Origin of the sequence: Polaribacter sp. 20A6, from assembly GCF_011378915.1 — a bacterium.
Classification (GTDB): Bacteria; Bacteroidota; Bacteroidia; order Flavobacteriales; family Flavobacteriaceae; genus Polaribacter; species Polaribacter sejongensis.
Genome location: NZ_WTPZ01000002.1, coordinates 679,303 through 697,063, shown reverse-complemented (window position 1 = coordinate 697,063; position 17,761 = coordinate 679,303). Strand labels below are relative to the sequence as shown.

12 protein-coding genes are annotated in these 17,761 nt (G+C 30.2%); 6 read left to right on the top strand and 6 right to left on the bottom strand.

What is annotated here, in order from left to right:
* Positions 1–135: 135 nt before the first annotated feature.
* Positions 136–2,358: a hypothetical protein gene (locus GQS57_RS18835; protein ID WP_205860223.1), complete on the bottom strand. Its 2,223-nt coding sequence runs from the start codon at positions 2,356–2,358 to the stop codon at positions 136–138.
* A gap of 107 nt (positions 2,359–2,465) precedes the next feature.
* Complete coding sequence (locus tag GQS57_RS06840) at positions 2,466–5,276, bottom strand: TonB-dependent receptor (protein WP_165731827.1); 2,811 nt, start codon at positions 5,274–5,276, stop codon at positions 2,466–2,468.
* Between the two features lie 337 nt (positions 5,277–5,613).
* Here GQS57_RS06840 and GQS57_RS06835 point away from each other — a divergent pair, with 337 nt between their 5' ends.
* Together GQS57_RS06835 and GQS57_RS06830 are read left to right on the top strand one after the other, a co-directional pair.
* Positions 5,614–6,822, top strand: coding sequence for a porin (locus tag GQS57_RS06835; RefSeq protein WP_165731826.1), 1,209 nt, complete (start codon positions 5,614–5,616; stop codon positions 6,820–6,822).
* Positions 6,823–6,904: 82 nt separating this feature from the next.
* Positions 6,905–9,160 (top strand): inorganic phosphate transporter, encoded by a 2,256-nt coding sequence (locus GQS57_RS06830; RefSeq protein WP_165731825.1) that lies wholly within the window; start codon positions 6,905–6,907, stop codon positions 9,158–9,160.
* Between the two features lie 364 nt (positions 9,161–9,524).
* On the opposite strand, the gene GQS57_RS06825 is transcribed toward GQS57_RS06830, so the two are convergent.
* Both GQS57_RS06825 and uvrC read right to left on the bottom strand, forming a co-directional pair.
* Positions 9,525–11,726: a patatin-like phospholipase family protein gene (locus GQS57_RS06825; protein ID WP_165731824.1), complete on the bottom strand. Its 2,202-nt coding sequence runs from the start codon at positions 11,724–11,726 to the stop codon at positions 9,525–9,527.
* The gene (gene uvrC / locus GQS57_RS06820) at positions 11,723–13,519 is read right to left on the bottom strand and encodes an excinuclease ABC subunit UvrC (protein WP_165731823.1); all 1,797 of its coding nucleotides are present in this window, start codon (positions 13,517–13,519) and stop codon (positions 11,723–11,725) included. Before uvrC ends, GQS57_RS06825 begins: the two co-directional genes overlap by 4 nt.
* Before the next feature lie 181 nt (positions 13,520–13,700).
* Between uvrC and GQS57_RS06815 the strand changes: the two genes are divergently transcribed.
* From GQS57_RS06815 to GQS57_RS06800, 4 genes are all read left to right on the top strand, one after another.
* Entirely contained in the window at positions 13,701–14,063 is a 363-nt protein-coding gene (locus tag GQS57_RS06815) for a hypothetical protein (protein WP_165731822.1), read from the top strand.
* Between the two features lie 10 nt (positions 14,064–14,073).
* Entirely contained in the window at positions 14,074–14,742 is a 669-nt protein-coding gene (locus GQS57_RS06810) for a hypothetical protein (RefSeq protein WP_165731821.1), read from the top strand.
* A 140-nt stretch (positions 14,743–14,882) separates the two neighbouring features.
* Positions 14,883–15,674, top strand: a complete 792-nt coding sequence (locus GQS57_RS06805; protein ID WP_165731820.1) for a sensor histidine kinase — start codon at positions 14,883–14,885, stop codon at positions 15,672–15,674.
* Between the two features lie 10 nt (positions 15,675–15,684).
* Positions 15,685–16,365 carry a response regulator transcription factor gene (locus GQS57_RS06800; RefSeq protein ID WP_165731819.1) on the top strand — a complete coding sequence of 227 codons (681 nt, stop codon included), beginning with the start codon at positions 15,685–15,687 and terminating at the stop codon, positions 16,363–16,365.
* Positions 16,366–16,509: 144 nt separating this feature from the next.
* Here the strand turns inward: GQS57_RS06800 and GQS57_RS06795 are convergent, their stop codons facing one another.
* Positions 16,510–17,109 (bottom strand): DUF4230 domain-containing protein, encoded by a 600-nt coding sequence (locus GQS57_RS06795; protein ID WP_165731818.1) that lies wholly within the window; start codon positions 17,107–17,109, stop codon positions 16,510–16,512.
* Positions 17,110–17,138: 29 nt separating this feature from the next.
* Positions 17,139–17,759 (bottom strand): lipoprotein signal peptidase, encoded by a 621-nt coding sequence (locus tag GQS57_RS06790; RefSeq protein WP_165731817.1) that lies wholly within the window; start codon positions 17,757–17,759, stop codon positions 17,139–17,141.
* Positions 17,760–17,761 lie beyond the last annotated feature (2 nt).

Genomic DNA, 17,761 nt, shown 5'->3' with positions numbered 1-17,761 from the left:
CTAATTTAAGTATTGTATATCGCTCTCATTGCATTCAAAACTAAAAGGCCTTAAACAGCAAATTACACCTATTAATTTAAGCTAAAAAAAGCAGACTTTTCAGCCTGCTTTCTTTATTTATAATATTATTAAATCTTATAAACCTTTTGTCCAACCATTAGTCCAATCCGGAGCGGCAGCTCCATTTCCTGCACCTGTAGCTGTACCATTAGTAATAAAACTTTGGTTAACACCTATATAATCCGTCATAACAAATCCAGTTACACTATCTGCAAACTCTACATTCGTCATTACTAAATTTCCAGACTCAATTCTAACAGCAGCTTCTGCATCTGTACTTTTTACTTTTACTCCTAAGTTAACACCAGAAACAAATAAGTTATCGACAGTAAAATTACCACCACCTTCTTTAAAGTATAAAGCACCTTCTGTTACGGGACCAACTACTGTAATGTTTTTTAATGTAGCATTTGTTACAGGACTTGCATTTCCATTATCTCCGTTATTAGATCCTTCTATTCCTGCTTTAGCACCACCAGATATATACCAGTATTCTCCAGTTCCTGCCCATCCGTCAGCAAAATCAATTGAATCATCTCCACTATTTGTAGAAACTAAATATTTACCATTAACAGTTCCTCCAAAAAATTCGATTCCGTCATCTCCTCCTTCAAAAGACTGAACATACTCTACAGTAGTACCAGAACCTACACCAAATAAAGATAAACCATTAAATTCTTTAGAACTATTAAAAGTAGCTCCTGAATATTCGATTCTTAAATACTTAATGCTTCCAGAATTATCATTAGAAACTGTTCCTCCGTAAGTAAGATCTGCAACTTCAGAAGTAGCTACATCACCAACATTTGTTGGAGCTTTACCACAAACCACTAAACCACCCCAATCTGAAGCAGATGGGTTCGCTGCACCAGAAGTCATTACTACTGGATTAGTAGAAGTACCTTCGATATAAATTTTACCTCCCTGAGCAACTGCGATATACGAACTTGTTCCTCCGGTTGCTTTAATTATTGTTCCTGCAGGAATCGTTAAAGAACCACCATCTTTTACTACAAAAGAACTAGTTAATTCATATTCTACATTAGCATTTAAAGAAACATTTCCTGTTACCTCACCTGCTAAGTTTTCATTAGTAACACCACTATTACTTAGACCTCTTGTCCATCCAGCAGTCCAATCTGGAGCAGCTGCACCGTTTCCTGCACCTGTTGCAATACCTTGTTGTATGAATGACTGATTATCTCCTGTATAATCTGTTTGAACAAAACCAGTTGCGTTGTCTGCAAACTGTACATTTGTCATAATTAAATCACTTGCCTCAATTCTAGCTGCAGCTTCTGTATCTGTATCTTTTATTTTTACTCCTAAATCAGCACCAGCAATATAAAAGTTATCTACATAAAAGTCTCCTCCACCTTCTTTAAAGTATAGTGCTCCTTCTGTTACAGGACCAACTACTGTAATATTTTTTAAAGTAGCATTTGTTACAGGACTTGCATTTCCATTATCTCCGTTGTTAGAACCTTCTATTCCTGCTTTAGCTCCACCAGAAATGTACCAATACTCTCCAGTACCTGCCCATCCATCAGCAAAATCAATAGAATCATCTCCACTGTTAGTAGATACTAAATATTTACCTTTAACTGTTCCTCCAAAAAATTCAATTCCATCATCTCCACCTTCAAAAGACTGAACATACTCTACAGTAGTACCAGAACCAACACCAAATAAAGACAATCCGTTAAATTCTTTAGAACTATTAAAAGTAGCACCAGTATACTCTATTCTTAAATATCTAATACTACCAGAGTTGTCTGTTGAGTTTGTACCACCATAAGTTAAGTCGGCAACTTCAGAAGTTGCAGTAGCGCCTACATTTGTTGGTGCTTTACCACAAACTACTAAACCACCCCAATCTGAAGCAGATGGGTTCGCTGCACCAGAAGTCATAACAACTGGGTTACTTGAGTTACCTTCTATAAATATTTTTCCTCCTTGAGCCACTGCTATATAAGAGCTAGTACCTCCAGTAGCTTTAATTGTTGTTCCTGCAGGAATCGTTAAGGTTCCTCCATCTAGAACGACATACGAAGCCGTTAATTCATATTCTACGCTAGCATCTAAAAGAACATCTCCAGCAACTTCACCTTCTAATATATTACTTTGCTCATCCACACATTCGTTGCAAGAAGAACCTCCACAGTCAATCCCTGTTTCATCTCCATTTTGTATACCATCTGTACATGAAGCTGTAAAAACTGGATCATCACTTCCACAAGAAACTACAAATGCTGTAGAAGCCATTAGTAACATTAATTTTAAAATTTGTTTTTTCATTTTTAAATGCGTTTTATTGTTTTATTTTATTTTATTTCCACAAATAACTTACTTGTACTTAAACTTAATGTTGCTTGTAAATTAATGTTTAGTTATTCAAATGTTAATTAAAAGTTATATGAAAACGATAACTTAACATTCATTCCTGCTTTATAAGAAGATACAACTACATCTTGTGTTTCTTGCTTTCTTTCTATAGTAGGGTTTAATAGGTTTTTTGCAGTTAAACTAACCCCAAAGTTCTTACTTAATTTTCCTTTTAGAATAAGATCTAATGTACCAACACCAGCATCTATAAGATCTCCTTTACCTTCTGTACCAAGAGCAAAGATTCTATCTGAAAAATAATTATATGCTACAGTTGTTTGTAGGCTTTTATTATTTTTAAAATCTTTAAAATAACTTACGTCTGTATTTAATAATAAGTCTGAAGCTCCTGAAATTCTACTTTCATCATTTGTAAAATCTACACTCATAGGAAATCCTCTTTCTGTTGTTTCTTTAACTACTTTATCTCCATCTAAATCTTGATTTGATTTCATGTAAGATGCGTTAAAACCTAAAGTTAAGTTGTTTTTAAGCGTAGTGTAATCATCAGTTTCTACCTCTTTATCGAAAAGTGTTTTTCGTATTTCAAATTCTGCACCAAATGCAGTTGCTTTGTCACCAGAGTTTACCCAACTAATATCATTTGAAGCAGAGTTTATTGTTGCTTCATTAATTGGATTTTGAATATATTTCCCGAAAAGACCTAAAGAAATAATTTCACTTGATTTAGGAAAATAATCCCATTTTAAATCGACATTATAATCAGTAGAAGCATATAAAGCTGGATTTCCTATATACGCCTGAGTTACATCTTCGTATTGAAACAAAGCTCTTTCTTTATACTGAGGCAATGTATATGTTTTACTTGTTGCAAATTTTAAATTTTGATCGTCATTTAATATATATTTTAAAGAAATAGCTGGAAGTATTTCAAAAATATTTAAAGCACTAGAATCTCCAGAAGGATCTAAAGATGTAGTCCAAGAGATCGTTTGATTGATATCTTCTCCTCTTACACCAAAAACTCCTGAAAATTTATCAGAAAAAACATATTCTAAAGAAACATAACCAGCATGGATTGTTTGATCTCCGTCATACGTTTGTGGCAATAAAACATTTGTACTTGTTGTTCCCAACCCACCTCTAAATGTTTTTATTTCGAACAAACCTGCATTAAAATTATCTTGATTAAAATAATCATCTAAATTATAAATATCACTTATAATAGGTTGATTACTTTTATCTAAAATTCTAAAATTAAATTGAGTTGCTCTAAATTTCACATTTTTAAATCTTCCATTATACCCCAAGGTAATTTTACCCTTATATTCTTCATCTTCATTTTTGTTGAATTTATATGAAGTAGCAAAATTAGCCGCAACTTCTTCTTCTTCTAAATTTTGATAAAACCTATGATTGTCAGATTCATTATTTGTTTGTTTAAAAGATTTTGGTCCCTCAGGAATATCCCAATTATCTGGTGTTAAGATAACTTGCCTTCTATTTGGTACTTTATTATCTACAAAATTATATGAACCTCCCCAATTAACTTGAAATTGATCACTTAATCTATGATCTCCTAATAATTGATGAACTATTAACTGTGTTCTTTCAAATGTTTGACGCTGAACAAATGCGCCTCCCTCAGGTGCATAATCAAAAATATCTACAGTACCTGCATATTCATCTTGTTTCTGACTAGAAGTATTTACTCCTAAACCATTATATTTAAAAGTGTGATCTTTATGTTTTAAAACCATATTTCCCATAAAGGTTGCATTCGTTTCATATGCATAACTTTTAAAAGTGTAATCTCTTCTTGCTACACCAGAAACATTTACACTACCTCTAGAAACTCCTTCTTTAAATTTAAACTCATTATCAAAAGAAGCAACTGCAAAAATATTTAATTTTGTATTTTCTCCTAAACTATATGAATCTCCTCCCTTAATAGAAAAACTAGAATTAATAGGAGTTCCTGTTTTTTCTCTATCCCAACTTGTAGTAAAATTATAATTATTTAAAGGAAATGCAGGATAATTTTTCTTGTAGAAACCAGATGTGTTTGGACCATCAGTTAAGTAAAAATCACTTTGAGAAATTGCTTCTGAATTTATACCAGATCCAACACCTACTTCAAAGAAACCTTTTCCTGTATAATTTTTAGAAGCTATATCAACATTAGCTCCAGCAAAATCGCCATAATTACTAGCATTATACGTCTTATCTATTCCAATATATCCTACAATATCTGTAGAAAAAATATCTAAATCTATATTTTTTCTTGAAGCATTATTAGAAGGCAAAGGCAAACCATTTAAAGTAGTAACATTGTATCTATCTCCTAAACCACGAACAAAAACGCCTCCAGAACCTTGTTCTTTAGAAATCCCTGTTGTTTTTGTTAATGCTACAGCAACATCACTAACTCCTTTTTTAGATAATTCTTGAGCTCCAATTTTTGTTTGTATAGTAACAGCCTTCTTTTGCTCTAATAACAAAGCAGACACTGTTTCTTTACTTTTAAAAGACCTTACGACTACCTCTTCTAAAGAAACTCCTTCTTCTGCAGATAGTATTTGATTTATCGTTAAAGTTTCTCCTACAGCAATTGTAATTGATTTTTCAATTGTTTTGTATCCTAAAAAACTAAAAATAACAGTATGAGTTCCTGCTGGTACTTTTAATACATAATTTCCATCAAAATCGGTAGTTGTACCCATTGCGGTTCCTTTAATAAGAACGTTTGCAAAAGGCAACGGTTCATTATTTGTTTCTTTGTCAGATAGTATACCCTTTAATGTACCTTGACTTTGGGCTACTAATAATTGACTAAAAGCTAAAAAAGTAATAAATAAAAATTTTTTCATTTTTTTCGTATAATTTACTGCCGCAAAAGTCCACCGCATTTGTAAATTCTATGTTAGCTTTAAATTATGCTTGCATCACAAAAACATTAACTAAATGTTAAGCAGGTATAAATCGTTAACATTTTTTTAATTTTGAAAAAACATTCATTTTAATTTTTGGTGAGATATTTGAACTATTCTTTAGAAATAAAGATTACCATAAATTAAATTAGTTTTTGTCGACTACAATTTATGATCTACTGCCTCTCACCAAGGCAGTTTTTTTGTTTACTTAATACTGAATTAACATTAATTTAACATTGTTAACGGTTCTTTGCATCGACAAAAACTAATAATTATGCAATTTCCAACACTACGTAAAGTAGTAGTTCTCATTATTATGTGTGCTTTTTTAAGTATACAAGCACAAGAAACAAACGCACCTAAATTTGGAAATGGCCTCTTTAACTTAATTGGTAAAGACAGTACCTTTACAATGAAGGTTGGATTAAGATTTCAAACACTAGCAATTTCTAAATGGGATGTAAGTAACGGGTTATCTAACCCGGAATCTTCTATGTTAATTAGAAGATCTCGCTTAAAATTTGATGGTTTTGCTTTTTCTCCAAAACTAAAATATAAAGTAGAATTAGGTTTATCTAACAGAGATCAAGCTGGTGCTTCTGAGTTTACACACGATGCACCTAGATATATTTTAGACGCTGTTTTAAAATGGAATTTTTCTGGAAATTTTGTATTATGGTTTGGACAAACAAAGCTTCCAGGAAACAGAGAACGTTTAATTTCATCTGCCAATATGCAAATGGTAGACAGATCTATATTAAATAGTAATTTTAATATAGACAGAGATATGGGAATTCAATTAAAACACCATTTTAACCTTTCAGATCGCTTTCTTGTTAAAGAAACAGTTTCCATTGCGCAAGGAGAAGGTAGAAATATTACAACAGGTAATATAGGAGGACATCAATACACTACAAGAATAGAATTGTTTCCTTTTGGAGATTTTGCAAGTAAAGGAGATTATTTAGGAAGTGATTTAAAATTTGAAAAAGACCCAAAGCTATCGTTAGCTTTTGCTTACGACTTTAACAACAACGCTTCTAAAACAAGAAGTAACCAAGGTTCTTATATGTATAATGATACTGGTTTTTTCTCTACAAATATTTCTACACTTTATTTTGATGCGATGTATAAACATAATGGTTTTTCCTTTATGGCAGAATATGCAAATAGAAATGCAGACGATGCATTAGCTAAAAATTCAGATGGCAGTTTAACTGGAGATGCAGTTCAGGTTGGTAATGGTTTAAATTTACAAACAGGGTATTTAGTATCTAAAACAATAGAAGTATCTGCACGTTACACCAACGTTACTTTAGACAAAAAAACAACAGGTGAAGGAGCCGAAAATGAATATACTTTAGGAGTATCTAAATACATTGCAGGTCATAAATTAAAAGTACAAACAGACCTAAGCTATACTGATATTGGTTTTGATACAAATAAATTACGTTTTAGATTGCAAGTAGATATTCATTTTTAATATCGATTAAGATAACATAAACATAACATTAGCAATTTTATATGTTTGTAAATTTGCACAACAAAAAAATTAAATAAACAAAATGGGAGATCCATATATTTTAATGTTAGTAGCTCTAGCTGTTTTAGCTATAGTAGATTTAGTTATAGGAGTTAGTAATGACGCCGTTAACTTCTTAAATTCAGCCATAGGCTCAAAAGCAATATCTGTAAGAAATATTATGATAATTGCAAGTTTAGGGGTGTTTTTTGGAGCAGTTACCTCTAGTGGAATGATGGAAGTTGCACGTAAAGGAATTTTTAACCCTAACATGTTTATGTTCCAAGATATTATGTTCATTTTTATGGCCGTAATGATTACAGATATTTTATTACTAGATATCTTTAACACGCTCGGGATGCCTACGTCTACAACCGTTTCTATTGTATTTGAACTTTTAGGAGCTGCCGTTTGTATTTCTTTAATAAAAATATCTGCTAACGAAGCACAATCTATTTCAGATATTTGGAGTTATATTAACCATGAAAAAGCTTTTGAAATTATTAATGGAATACTATTATCCGTTGTCGTCGCATTCTCTGTAGGTGCACTTGTACAGTTTGTATCGAGACTTATTTATACTTTCAACTTTAATAAGAGAGCTACTTATATTAGTGCTCTATTTGGTGGATTTGCAATTACTGCAATTACCTACTTTATCATTATAAAAGGAATGAAAGGAACTCCTTGGTATTCTGATATAGCACATTTAATTGAAGGAAACACTTTAGCTATTATTTTAGGAAGCTTTGTTATCTGGGCTATAATTTCTCAAATTTTAATTCAGTTTTTTAAAGTTAATATTTTAAAATTGATTATTGGAGTTGGTACATTTTCTTTAGCAATGGCTTTCTCTGGAAATGACTTGGTAAACTTTGTAGGGGTACCAATTGCAGCATGGAACTCTTACCAATCTTGGAGTATTTCTGGTATTGAAGCAGATGCATTTTCTATGGGTATTTTAGCAAAAAAAGTACCTTCTAACATTTGGTTATTATTAATTGCAGGCGCAATAATGGTGGTTACTTTATGGACTTCTAGTAAAGCACAAAATGTAATAAAAACAGGTATCGATTTATCTCGTCAGGGAGAAGGACATGAAAAATTTCAACCAAACCCTTTATCTAGAGTTGTGGTAAGATTTGCAATGGGTCTTAACTTCGGAATTGCTAAAATTTTCCCGAAAAAAGCATTGAATTATGTAGATTCTAAGTTTCAAAAACCGGTAATAGAATTACCGAAAGATAAAACATACGAGTTACCTGCTTTCGATTTAGTAAGAGCTTCTGTTAACTTAATTGTTGCTGGTATCTTAATATCTATTGCAACTTCTATGAAATTACCATTGTCTACTACTTATGTAACATTTATGGTTGCTATGGGTACTTCTTTAGCAGATAGAGCTTGGGGACGTGAAAGTGCAGTTTACAGAGTTGCCGGAGTAATAAATGTTGTTGGTGGATGGTTTTTAACCGCAATTACAGCCTTTTTAGCTGCAGCTTTAGTAGCATACTTAATTAGTTGGGATATGGTTATGATTCCTATCCTATTGGCCCTTGTTGCATTCTTAATTGGAAGAAACAGTCTAATTCACAGAAGAAGGTCTAAAGAAGTAAAAAAACAAGTATATATAGAAAGAGCAGAATTGATTACTATTAATGGGGTAATTGAAGAAAGTGCAGATCATATTTCTGAAGTTATAACCCGTGTAAATAAATTATACACCAATGTGGTAAATGATTTAGCAAACCACGATTTAAATAAATTACGTAAAACAGACAAACACGTTGCCAAACTTAATGATGAAATAGATGGTTTAAAAGATGGCGTTTTCTATTTTATTAAATCTTTAGATGAAACTTCTGTAGAAGCTAGTAGATTTTATATTATGGTTTTAGGGTATTTACAAGACATAGCGCAATCTATTAGTTATATTTCTAGAGCAAGCTACAAACACGTAAATAACAATCATAAAAACTTAAAGAAAGGTCAAATAAAAGATTTAAAAACTATTGATGTAGCCTTATCTGCTTTATTAACTAAAGAAGCTAATATTTTTGAAAAGAGAGAATTAGACAATTTAAACAGCCTATTAATAGAAAAGAATGAGTTGTTACAAAGCGTAAGATCTTCTATTGAAAAGCAAGTTGCAAGAATTAGAACAGATGAAACTAGTCCTAAAAACACAACTTTATACTTTAGTGTATTATTAGAAACAAAAGATTTAATAAAAGCTTTAATGAGTTTATTAGAAACGTATGAAGAGTTTCATTTAAGCACAAAACAAGTAAAATTATAATACTTATTATATTTCAAAAAAAACCATGAAGCGCTCTTCATGGTTTTTTTTGTTAAATACTTTACAGCTTTCTAAATGCAGCTGTTCTTAAGTTTAGTAAATAGAAAGCAAACAGTAACACCGTGTAAGTTAAAGGTGTTTAAATGCATAACTACACACAAATAACAGCAAGCCTTATACTCTTATTCCATAATAAAATTCTTTATTATGAGGTTAGAACTTAGACACGTTTAATATTCTTGCCCATTTAGTTTAATATACAATAGAGTATGTACAAAAAAGAAATCTAGTATTACACTAATAATATCAACAGAAAATAAAAGTTAATTTTAGAAGAGTATTACTAATGTTTATAGGCTTATTACTAAAACCAAAAACCTAAATTAAACAACCAATATTGTTCTTTAGTATCTGGAGACCAACTATATTTTATTTCTAAAGGACCTACAAAAGAATTATAACTGTAACCAAGAGCGTAACCAGATTTAACATCAGTAAAAAGGTCTATGTTTTTAAAAATATTCTCATCTAAACGTCCGTAATTGGCTATAAAGGTTGCATAATGTTTACTAGCAAAGGCATATCTTAAATTAAACTCGGTCTTAACATAAGTATTATCTGAAAGTTCCCCAAACTCATAGCCGTAGAAAGGCACAAAAGTATTAATATAGTTTTGGTTGTATCCTCCCAAGTAAAAATCAAAAACATCAGAATCCACATCGTTTAATGTAAAACCAGCTTCACTTGTTACCTGTAGAGTAAGTTTATCTAAAAAAGTAGTAGCAAAACCTAAAGTTCCTTTTGTTTGGGCAAATTGCGAGAAATCATCATTATGATCTGATGAAACCATGTACCACTTAAAGTTTAAGTCTGCAAAATATCCTTTTGTAGGAAAATATTTTTTATCATAAGTATCTAACTTTAAATAGCCAAAAGAATTAAAATAGTTACTATTATCAAAAACAGTAGCTTCATTAGTTTCAGAAGCAATTGTTTCTGTAGTTGCCTTTACATATTTATACTCTACACCTAAACCTAGAGCAAATCTTCTATTAAAAGTTGTTTGCAGAAAAAATTGATTGGTAATATCTGTATATTTTAAATTAATACTGCTAACAGAAGGAAACTGAGATATAATGGAATTAAACTTAGAGTTTGTTCTAAAATGATTGTACCTAGATCTAAAACCATAACTAACATAAAATCCATTATCTACAAAATAATCTAAGTTATACCTTAAATTATCTCCTAAAACAAGGTTCAAAGAAAGCATATCATTATTTAATAGAAAGTGTTTCTTATTATAATTTGCCAAAAGACCAGACTTATATAAATAATCATAATGGATACCTAATTTTAGATTAGCACTCCCACTTGATTCGTTTAAATTCAGTTTTAGGTTATACGTATCATCTTCCTTTTTTGTTAAATTATACGTTATTCGTTCGTAATTTTTTGTAGCAGATAAGAGGTGAATTCTTTTTGTAATTTCTTTTCTCGTTAAACTATCTCCAGATTTTATCTTTATTTTACCTAAAACAAAAGCTCTGGTATAGATGTTACATCCAGACAAATTAATATCTGTAATCGAAAATTTTTCTTTATCAAAATTTAACTTTTTACGTTCTCTTTTATGTACTTGCTTTTCTGCTAATTCTTTAAAAACATTGCTAAATTTCTTTCCTTCTTTAATTCCTATTTCTAAAATATTTTGTTTATCATCAAAACTAACCACATTATAATCATTAACAACAGGATGAATATAAACGTCTAATTTTTCTTTTTCCATGTCTGTAGTTTTATACATCTGATAACTAACTATCTGATTTAAAAGAGCCACAATAGAATTTAGATTCTCTTTTTCATATAAATTCCCTTCCACATCAACTCCTATCACCACATCAACCCCTTTAGATTTCATGACACTAATAGGGAAATTATTAGCTATCCCGCCATCTACCAATAATTTATCATCTACAACAACCGGATTTAATAACGTAGGGAAAGATCCACTAGCCCTTAAAGCCAAAGGCAAAGAACCCTTTTCCAATAAAACAGGACTCCCATTTTCTACATCTGTAGCAATACAAAAGAAAGGAATAGGAAATTTTTTAAAATCATTAATAAGTTCTACTGATGATGATAATTCTGTTAAAAAGTTTAAGACATTCTGACCTTTAGAAACGGCCACCGGAAAACCTATGGAGCCTTTGTCAACAGGCAAAGTAATTACTGTTTTTTCGCCAAATTCTTTTTCAAAAAAAGGTTCAGAATTTCGAGGCAACTTATCTTGTAAAAGTGCCATAAAATCAGTTTCTAAAACAATCTGCTCTATCTGATCACCAGAATACCCTATTGAATATAAACCTCCTATAATTGCGCCCATACTGGTACCGCCTACATAATCTACCTGTAAACCTGCTTTATCAATTTCTTTTAAAACCCCAATATGAGCAAAGCCTTTTGCGCCTCCTCCACTTAGAACCAAACCTATTTTTGGCTGCTTTTCTTGACTATTTACAGTTATAGAAAGCAACAATAAAAATGCTAATATTTGTTTTTTCATTTTTTATTCGGTTGAAAATATTCATATACTTTTATAGCTCTTGCATTTCCAATAACTTCTTTTAACTCTTCTAAAGAAGCTTCTTTAACACGTTTTGCCGACTTAAATTTACGCAATAAGGTTGTAATAGTTTGCGCACCAACATCTGGAATTTGTTCTAACTCAGATTTTATAGCACTTTTGCTTCGTTTATTTCTGTGAAATGTAATTCCGAATCTGTGTGCCTCGTTTCTTAGATACTGCGTAATCTTTAGCGTTTCAGATTTTTTATCTAAATATAAGGGAATTGGATCTCCTGGATAATAAATTTCTTCTAATCGTTTTGCAATTCCTATAATGGCTATTTTACCTCTTAAACCTAAACTATCTAACGCTTTTAATCCAGATGATAATTGCCCCTTTCCACCATCTACAATAATTAATTGCGGCAAAGGCGCTTCTTCTTCTAGCAAACGCTTGTACCTCCTGTAAACAACCTCTTCCATAGATGCAAAATCATCTGGCCCGTCTACTGTTTTAATATTATAATGTCTGTAATCTTTTTTACTTGGTTTTCCGTCTTTAAAAACCACACATGCAGCCACCGGATTTGTACCTTGTATATTAGAATTATCGAAACATTCTATATGACGTGGTTCTACAGATAAACGCAAATCCTTTTTCATTTGCGACATAATTCTTTTTACATGTCTGTCTGGATCTACAATCTGCACCTGTTTAAATTGTTCTTGGCGATAATATTTTGCATTTCTTTCAGACAATTCTACAATACGCTTTTTGTCGCCCAATTTTGGGACGGTAACTTTTAAGGTTTCACCCAAATCTACTTTAAAAGGAACATAAATTTCTGGTGATTGAGAATCGAAACGTTGTCTAATTTCAACAATAAACAATTCTAATAATTCTTTATCTGTTTCATCTAACTTTTTCTTAATTTCCGTAGTATGAGACTGAATAATAGATCCATTAGAGATTTTTAAGAAATTGGCATACCCATGTGTTTCATCAGAAATAATAGAAAAAACATCCACATTGTTTATAGATGGATTTATAATGGTACTCTTAGATTGATAATTGCTTAATAAGTATAGCTTTTCCTTAATTTTCTGAGCTTCTTCAAACTCCATGTTTTCAGCAAAACTTAACATCATTTCGTTAAACTTCTCTAAACTCTCTTTAAAGTTTCCTTTAATAATATTTCTAATTTCTACGATAGAATTATTGTAATGACTCTCGGTTTCTAAGCCTTCGCAAGCACCTTTACAATTTTTTAAATGATATTCTAAACAGACTTTATACTTTCCTTCATTTATACTTTGATGGCTTAAATCATATTTACAGGTTCTTAGCGGATACAACTCCTTAATTAAATCTAACAAAACCCGAACAGTTTTTATAGAAGTATAAGGTCCAAAATATTCCGAACCATCTTTTATAACTCTACGCGTCATAAAAACTCTAGGGAAACGTTCTTTTTTAATACAAAGCCAAGGATACGATTTATCATCCTTTAGTAAAACATTGTAACGCGGTTTGTATTTTTTTATTAAATTATTCTCTAATAATAGAGCATCTGTTTCTGTATTAACAACAATATGCTTTATACGAACAATCTTTTTTACTAAGACTCTTGTCTTACCGTTCTCATGATTCTTATTAAAATAAGAAGCCACTCTTTTCTTTAAATTTTTAGCTTTACCAACATAAATAATAACGTCTTCTTTATCAAAATACTGATAAACTCCGGGTTCATTTGGTAAAGTTTTAATTTGTAGTTCTAAAGGTGTAGGCATAGAACGAAATTACACATTTTTAAACATCCGGAATATAAAAACAAGTGAAAAAAGAAGTTTAAAAAAAAGAGGAAAACTATTTTTAATATTTAAAATTACGTATTAATAGGGCATCTTAGTTATTTTCTATACTTTTAAAACCTAACCAAAATTATTTATTAACTACCAATACAAACTAAACATGGCAAAAAAAAATACCATTTCATTAAAAACAGCTAAAAAATGGACCAAAAGATGGCGAAAAATGGAAGGCACCTATAATGCACACCGAGATTGCAGGGCTTTTAACATTCCTTTAGAAGATTTAAAAGAGGTAATTGCAGAGGGAGCTGTAACAGTAAGAGCCTATTTAGGTGTACATAAACATAAAATTGAAGGAGAAACTGTTTTTGAAGAAAAATTAATTATTGTGGGTGTAGATGCCAATGGTAAAGACATGATTTCTTCTAAAGATGGCGAAAATCTAGATTCAGAAAGTGATTTTATTTATGATTTGACGACTCCTTGTCCGGATAAATGCGACTCTGAAAGTCCTTTAAATTAAGCTGCCTAATATGACTTTTGATGATTTTGTAATAAATACTGGCTATGCTGTATTAGTTTTAAATACACTCGTTTTTATTATAAGCTATAATAAAAAACACAAAGCACTAAAATACTTTATTATGTATTTATTGCTTTGTCTTTTTATTCAGTTTTTATCTAACATTTTAAATTCGTTAAACAATTACAACCTTTTTTTAAGTCATTATTTTTTTATTGGTCAGTTTATTTTTTTAAGCCTATTCTTCTCCTCTCTTACTGATTTTAAAAAGTACAAGCGCTTACATATTTTTCTAACATTTATAATAGCCACTTCTTTTATTATATACCTCTATAATTTTCCTAATAATTTAAATAGGTGGAGTGTTTTAGAAATTGCAATTACATCTATAGCATTGTTATTATATAGTTTTTTCTTTTTTCTAAAAAAAATAGAAGATGCTAAAGATAAAAGATACATTTATTTTAACTCTGGTTTCTTTGTATATACATTGTGCAGTACGTTAATTTTTACATTAGGAAACATCGGTTCTAGAGAATTAAAATTTTATGTTTGGCAGTTTAATACCATCTTGTATCTTGTTTTTCAGCTGATGATTTTTGTAGAATGGTATAAAAACTTTAGAAAACCAATTACTAAGAAAATCTATCAAATATTTACATCCAAAAACACAGATTAAATTTATAAGACTTATTTTTTTTAAACAAAGCAGGTGTTAAGTATAGATCTATAGATAATACTATTTAAAGTAATAAAAACGACAATTATAGAAATAAAAAAAAATGTTGTAACTTCGTTAAGATTCTTCAAAAACCCCCAATGACAGAAGCACTTATTCAAGAAAACCAAGTGATCCTTATCGCTTTAATAGGGGTTTTATTACTTCTATTTATGGGCCTTGCGCTCTTACTATTTTTCTTCTCTTCAAGAAAAAAAATTGTAGACAAAGAGCTAGAAAAAAAGAAATTAGAAGTAACCCATCAAAAAGAAATTATACAGTCTATCATTATAACTCAAGAAGAAGAACGCAAACGTATTGCACAAGATTTACATGATGATATTAGCTCTAAACTAAATGTAATTAACCTAAATGCAAACCTATTAAAAGATGGAGATTTATCTCCAGAAGAATATTTAATTGTTAACAATGGTATTTTAGAAGCTACAGACAAAACCTTAGAAAGTGCTCGTAAAATTGCACATAATTTACTACCTCCAATTCTAGAAGAATTTGGTTTTAAAGATGCCGTAGAAGAACTTGCAGACTCTTTTAATAATAGTAGAAAAATTAATATAACATACAATATTAATTACCTCAAGAAGCATTTAAACCCACAAAACGAATTACACCTTTTTAGAATTACTCAAGAATTAATTAATAATTCTGTAAGGCACGGTAAAGCAAAAAATAGTACTATAAATATTTCTCATAAAGACAAAAATCTTATTTTTAGCTATACAGATAACGGCATTGGTTTTAATTCTGATAAAAAAGAAAATAAAAAAGGCCTTGGTATGAAAAATATTGAAAGTAGAGTTTCTCTGTTAAATGGAAAATATAGTATTGGTAGTGAAGTAGGAAAAGGATTTAATATTTTAATTGTAATATAACCCCCAAATAATGATGAAAATTAATATCATAATTGCCGATGATGAAGAACTTTTTAGAAAAGGTATCCGATTTTTACTAGAAAGAGAAAGTAACTTTAACATTACTTATGAAGCAAAAAACGGTAAAGATTTAATTGATTTTTTATCCTATTCAGAAGGCACTCCTGATATTATTTTAATGGATCTAAAAATGCCAGAAATAAATGGTGTAGAAGCTACAAAAATAATTCATAAGACACACCCAAACATTAAGATAATTGCTTTAACTAGTTTTGACGGAAAATCTTTTATAACCAATATGATTGATGTTGGAGCCTCTTCTTACCTTCTTAAAAACACAAGCCCTAAAATGGTAATTCATACCATAAATGAAGTATATAATAAAGGTTTTTATTATGATGAAAAGGTTTTAAAAATTATACATGAAAACATTAATTCTTCTAGTGGAAAACGCATAAAAATAGATTTAGATAAAAAGCTACTTTCTAAAAGAGAAATTGATGTTTTAGAATTAATTTGCGATCAATGCACTACTGCAGAAATTGCAGACAAACTATTTATTAGCCCAAGAACCGTAGAAGGTCATAGAAATAACTTATTACTTAAAACACATTCTAAAAATGTAGCGGGTTTGGTTATTTATGGTATTCAAAAGAAATTAATAGAAATTACTCCAGATTTTAATATCTAAAAGACAGCTAATTTTATAATAAACTATGGTAAATATGCCGATTTAACGGTTTAAACTTTAAGTCTAGAAATAGCTACGGATGTATTGTAATAAAAAAAGGATTACAAAAGCTCTCAACTTTATTTTTGAGGGCTTTTTTTAAACTTAATCTTTAAAATTACTAAAAATTCCCGAATTTGTATTATCTATAACTTTCCAATTATAAACAGCAGAAAGTTGATATATTTTAGACAACTCCTCAAACAATCTTGTTTTTGCTTTTTCTTTTAAGTCAGTAACCGTTATGGTTTCTTTAATTTTTTCGATACTTTTTTGGTTGATTTTATTCAACTCATTCTTGGTAAAAGTATTGAATTGACTTTGTTGTAAGTCGAAATATTTTATATCAGGAGAAATAACAACCTCTTCTTTCGGTATTTTATTAATATAAATTTTCCTACCTACAGAGTCTATCCGAATTTCTAATTTAGATAAATCATAACCAACCTCTACAGTTGCATTTACGGTTACAATGGCTTTTTTATCAAAAGAAAGATAATCGTAAAAGTATTTTTTAGAGTCTGAGTAATTATAAACTTCAGAAAAAGTTCCTTTAGAAACCACTAGTTTACTCAAATTCTTAATAGAAGTAACTACTACTTGTATTTCTTCTTGTTTATGATTTCTCTCGTTTCTATCACACCAATATTTGGCGATAAAAAATCCGAGAAAAAAAACAACAAGGTATTTTAGAAAGCGTTTCATAGGCATAAACTTTCTTTAAAGGTAAAATATTATTCTTTTAAAGCAACTTCCTCTTCTTTAGGAAAAGCTTGCTTGCTAAAAATAAACAACAATGCCACACCAATACTTATAAAAGCATCTGCCGGATTAAATATATATTGAAAAAAAGTAAACATTTCTCCACCCATAACAGGAATCCAATCTGGTAAAACACCTTGCCATAAAGGAAAATAAAACATATCTACTACTCTACCATGAAATAATTCTCCATACGGTTTGTCTGTAAATAGTGTTGCTACTTTGTGGTTAGATCCGTCAAAAATAATTCCGTAAAAAACAGAATCTATAATATTACCAACTGCTCCAGAAAAAATTAAAGCAATCGCTATAATTACGGCATTGTGTACCTTCTTTTTAATGTTTTGTATTAACCAATAGATTATTCCAGATACTGCAATCAATCTAAATAAGGTTAAAAAGAGTTTCCCTCCTTTTCCTCCAAACTCAAAACCCATTGCCATACCATTATTTTCTGTAAAATGGATTCTAAACCAATCGAAAACAACCACTTCTTCACCTAAAATAAAATGGGTTTTTACATAAATTTTAATTACTTGATCTAAAATAATTGCGATAAAAATTATTAGAATAGCAAGACTCTTTTTTGACATCT

Coding starts and splice junctions, on each gene's coding strand:
- uvrC (WP_165731823.1), bottom strand. CDS start 13,519: ATGCCTACACCTTTAGAACTACAAATTAAAACTTTACCAAATGAACCC.
- GQS57_RS06800 (WP_165731819.1), top strand. CDS start 15,685: ATGATGAAAATTAATATCATAATTGCCGATGATGAAGAACTTTTTAGA.
- GQS57_RS06810 (WP_165731821.1), top strand. CDS start 14,074: ATGACTTTTGATGATTTTGTAATAAATACTGGCTATGCTGTATTAGTT.
- GQS57_RS06825 (WP_165731824.1), bottom strand. CDS start 11,726: ATGAAAAAACAAATATTAGCATTTTTATTGTTGCTTTCTATAACTGTA.
- GQS57_RS06805 (WP_165731820.1), top strand. CDS start 14,883: ATGACAGAAGCACTTATTCAAGAAAACCAAGTGATCCTTATCGCTTTA.
- GQS57_RS06830 (WP_165731825.1), top strand. CDS start 6,905: ATGGGAGATCCATATATTTTAATGTTAGTAGCTCTAGCTGTTTTAGCT.
- GQS57_RS06835 (WP_165731826.1), top strand. CDS start 5,614: ATGCAATTTCCAACACTACGTAAAGTAGTAGTTCTCATTATTATGTGT.
- GQS57_RS06790 (WP_165731817.1), bottom strand. CDS start 17,759: ATGTCAAAAAAGAGTCTTGCTATTCTAATAATTTTTATCGCAATTATT.
- GQS57_RS06795 (WP_165731818.1), bottom strand. CDS start 17,109: ATGAAACGCTTTCTAAAATACCTTGTTGTTTTTTTTCTCGGATTTTTT.
- GQS57_RS18835 (WP_205860223.1), bottom strand. CDS start 2,358: ATGAAAAAACAAATTTTAAAATTAATGTTACTAATGGCTTCTACAGCA.
- GQS57_RS06840 (WP_165731827.1), bottom strand. CDS start 5,276: ATGAAAAAATTTTTATTTATTACTTTTTTAGCTTTTAGTCAATTATTA.
- GQS57_RS06815 (WP_165731822.1), top strand. CDS start 13,701: ATGGCAAAAAAAAATACCATTTCATTAAAAACAGCTAAAAAATGGACC.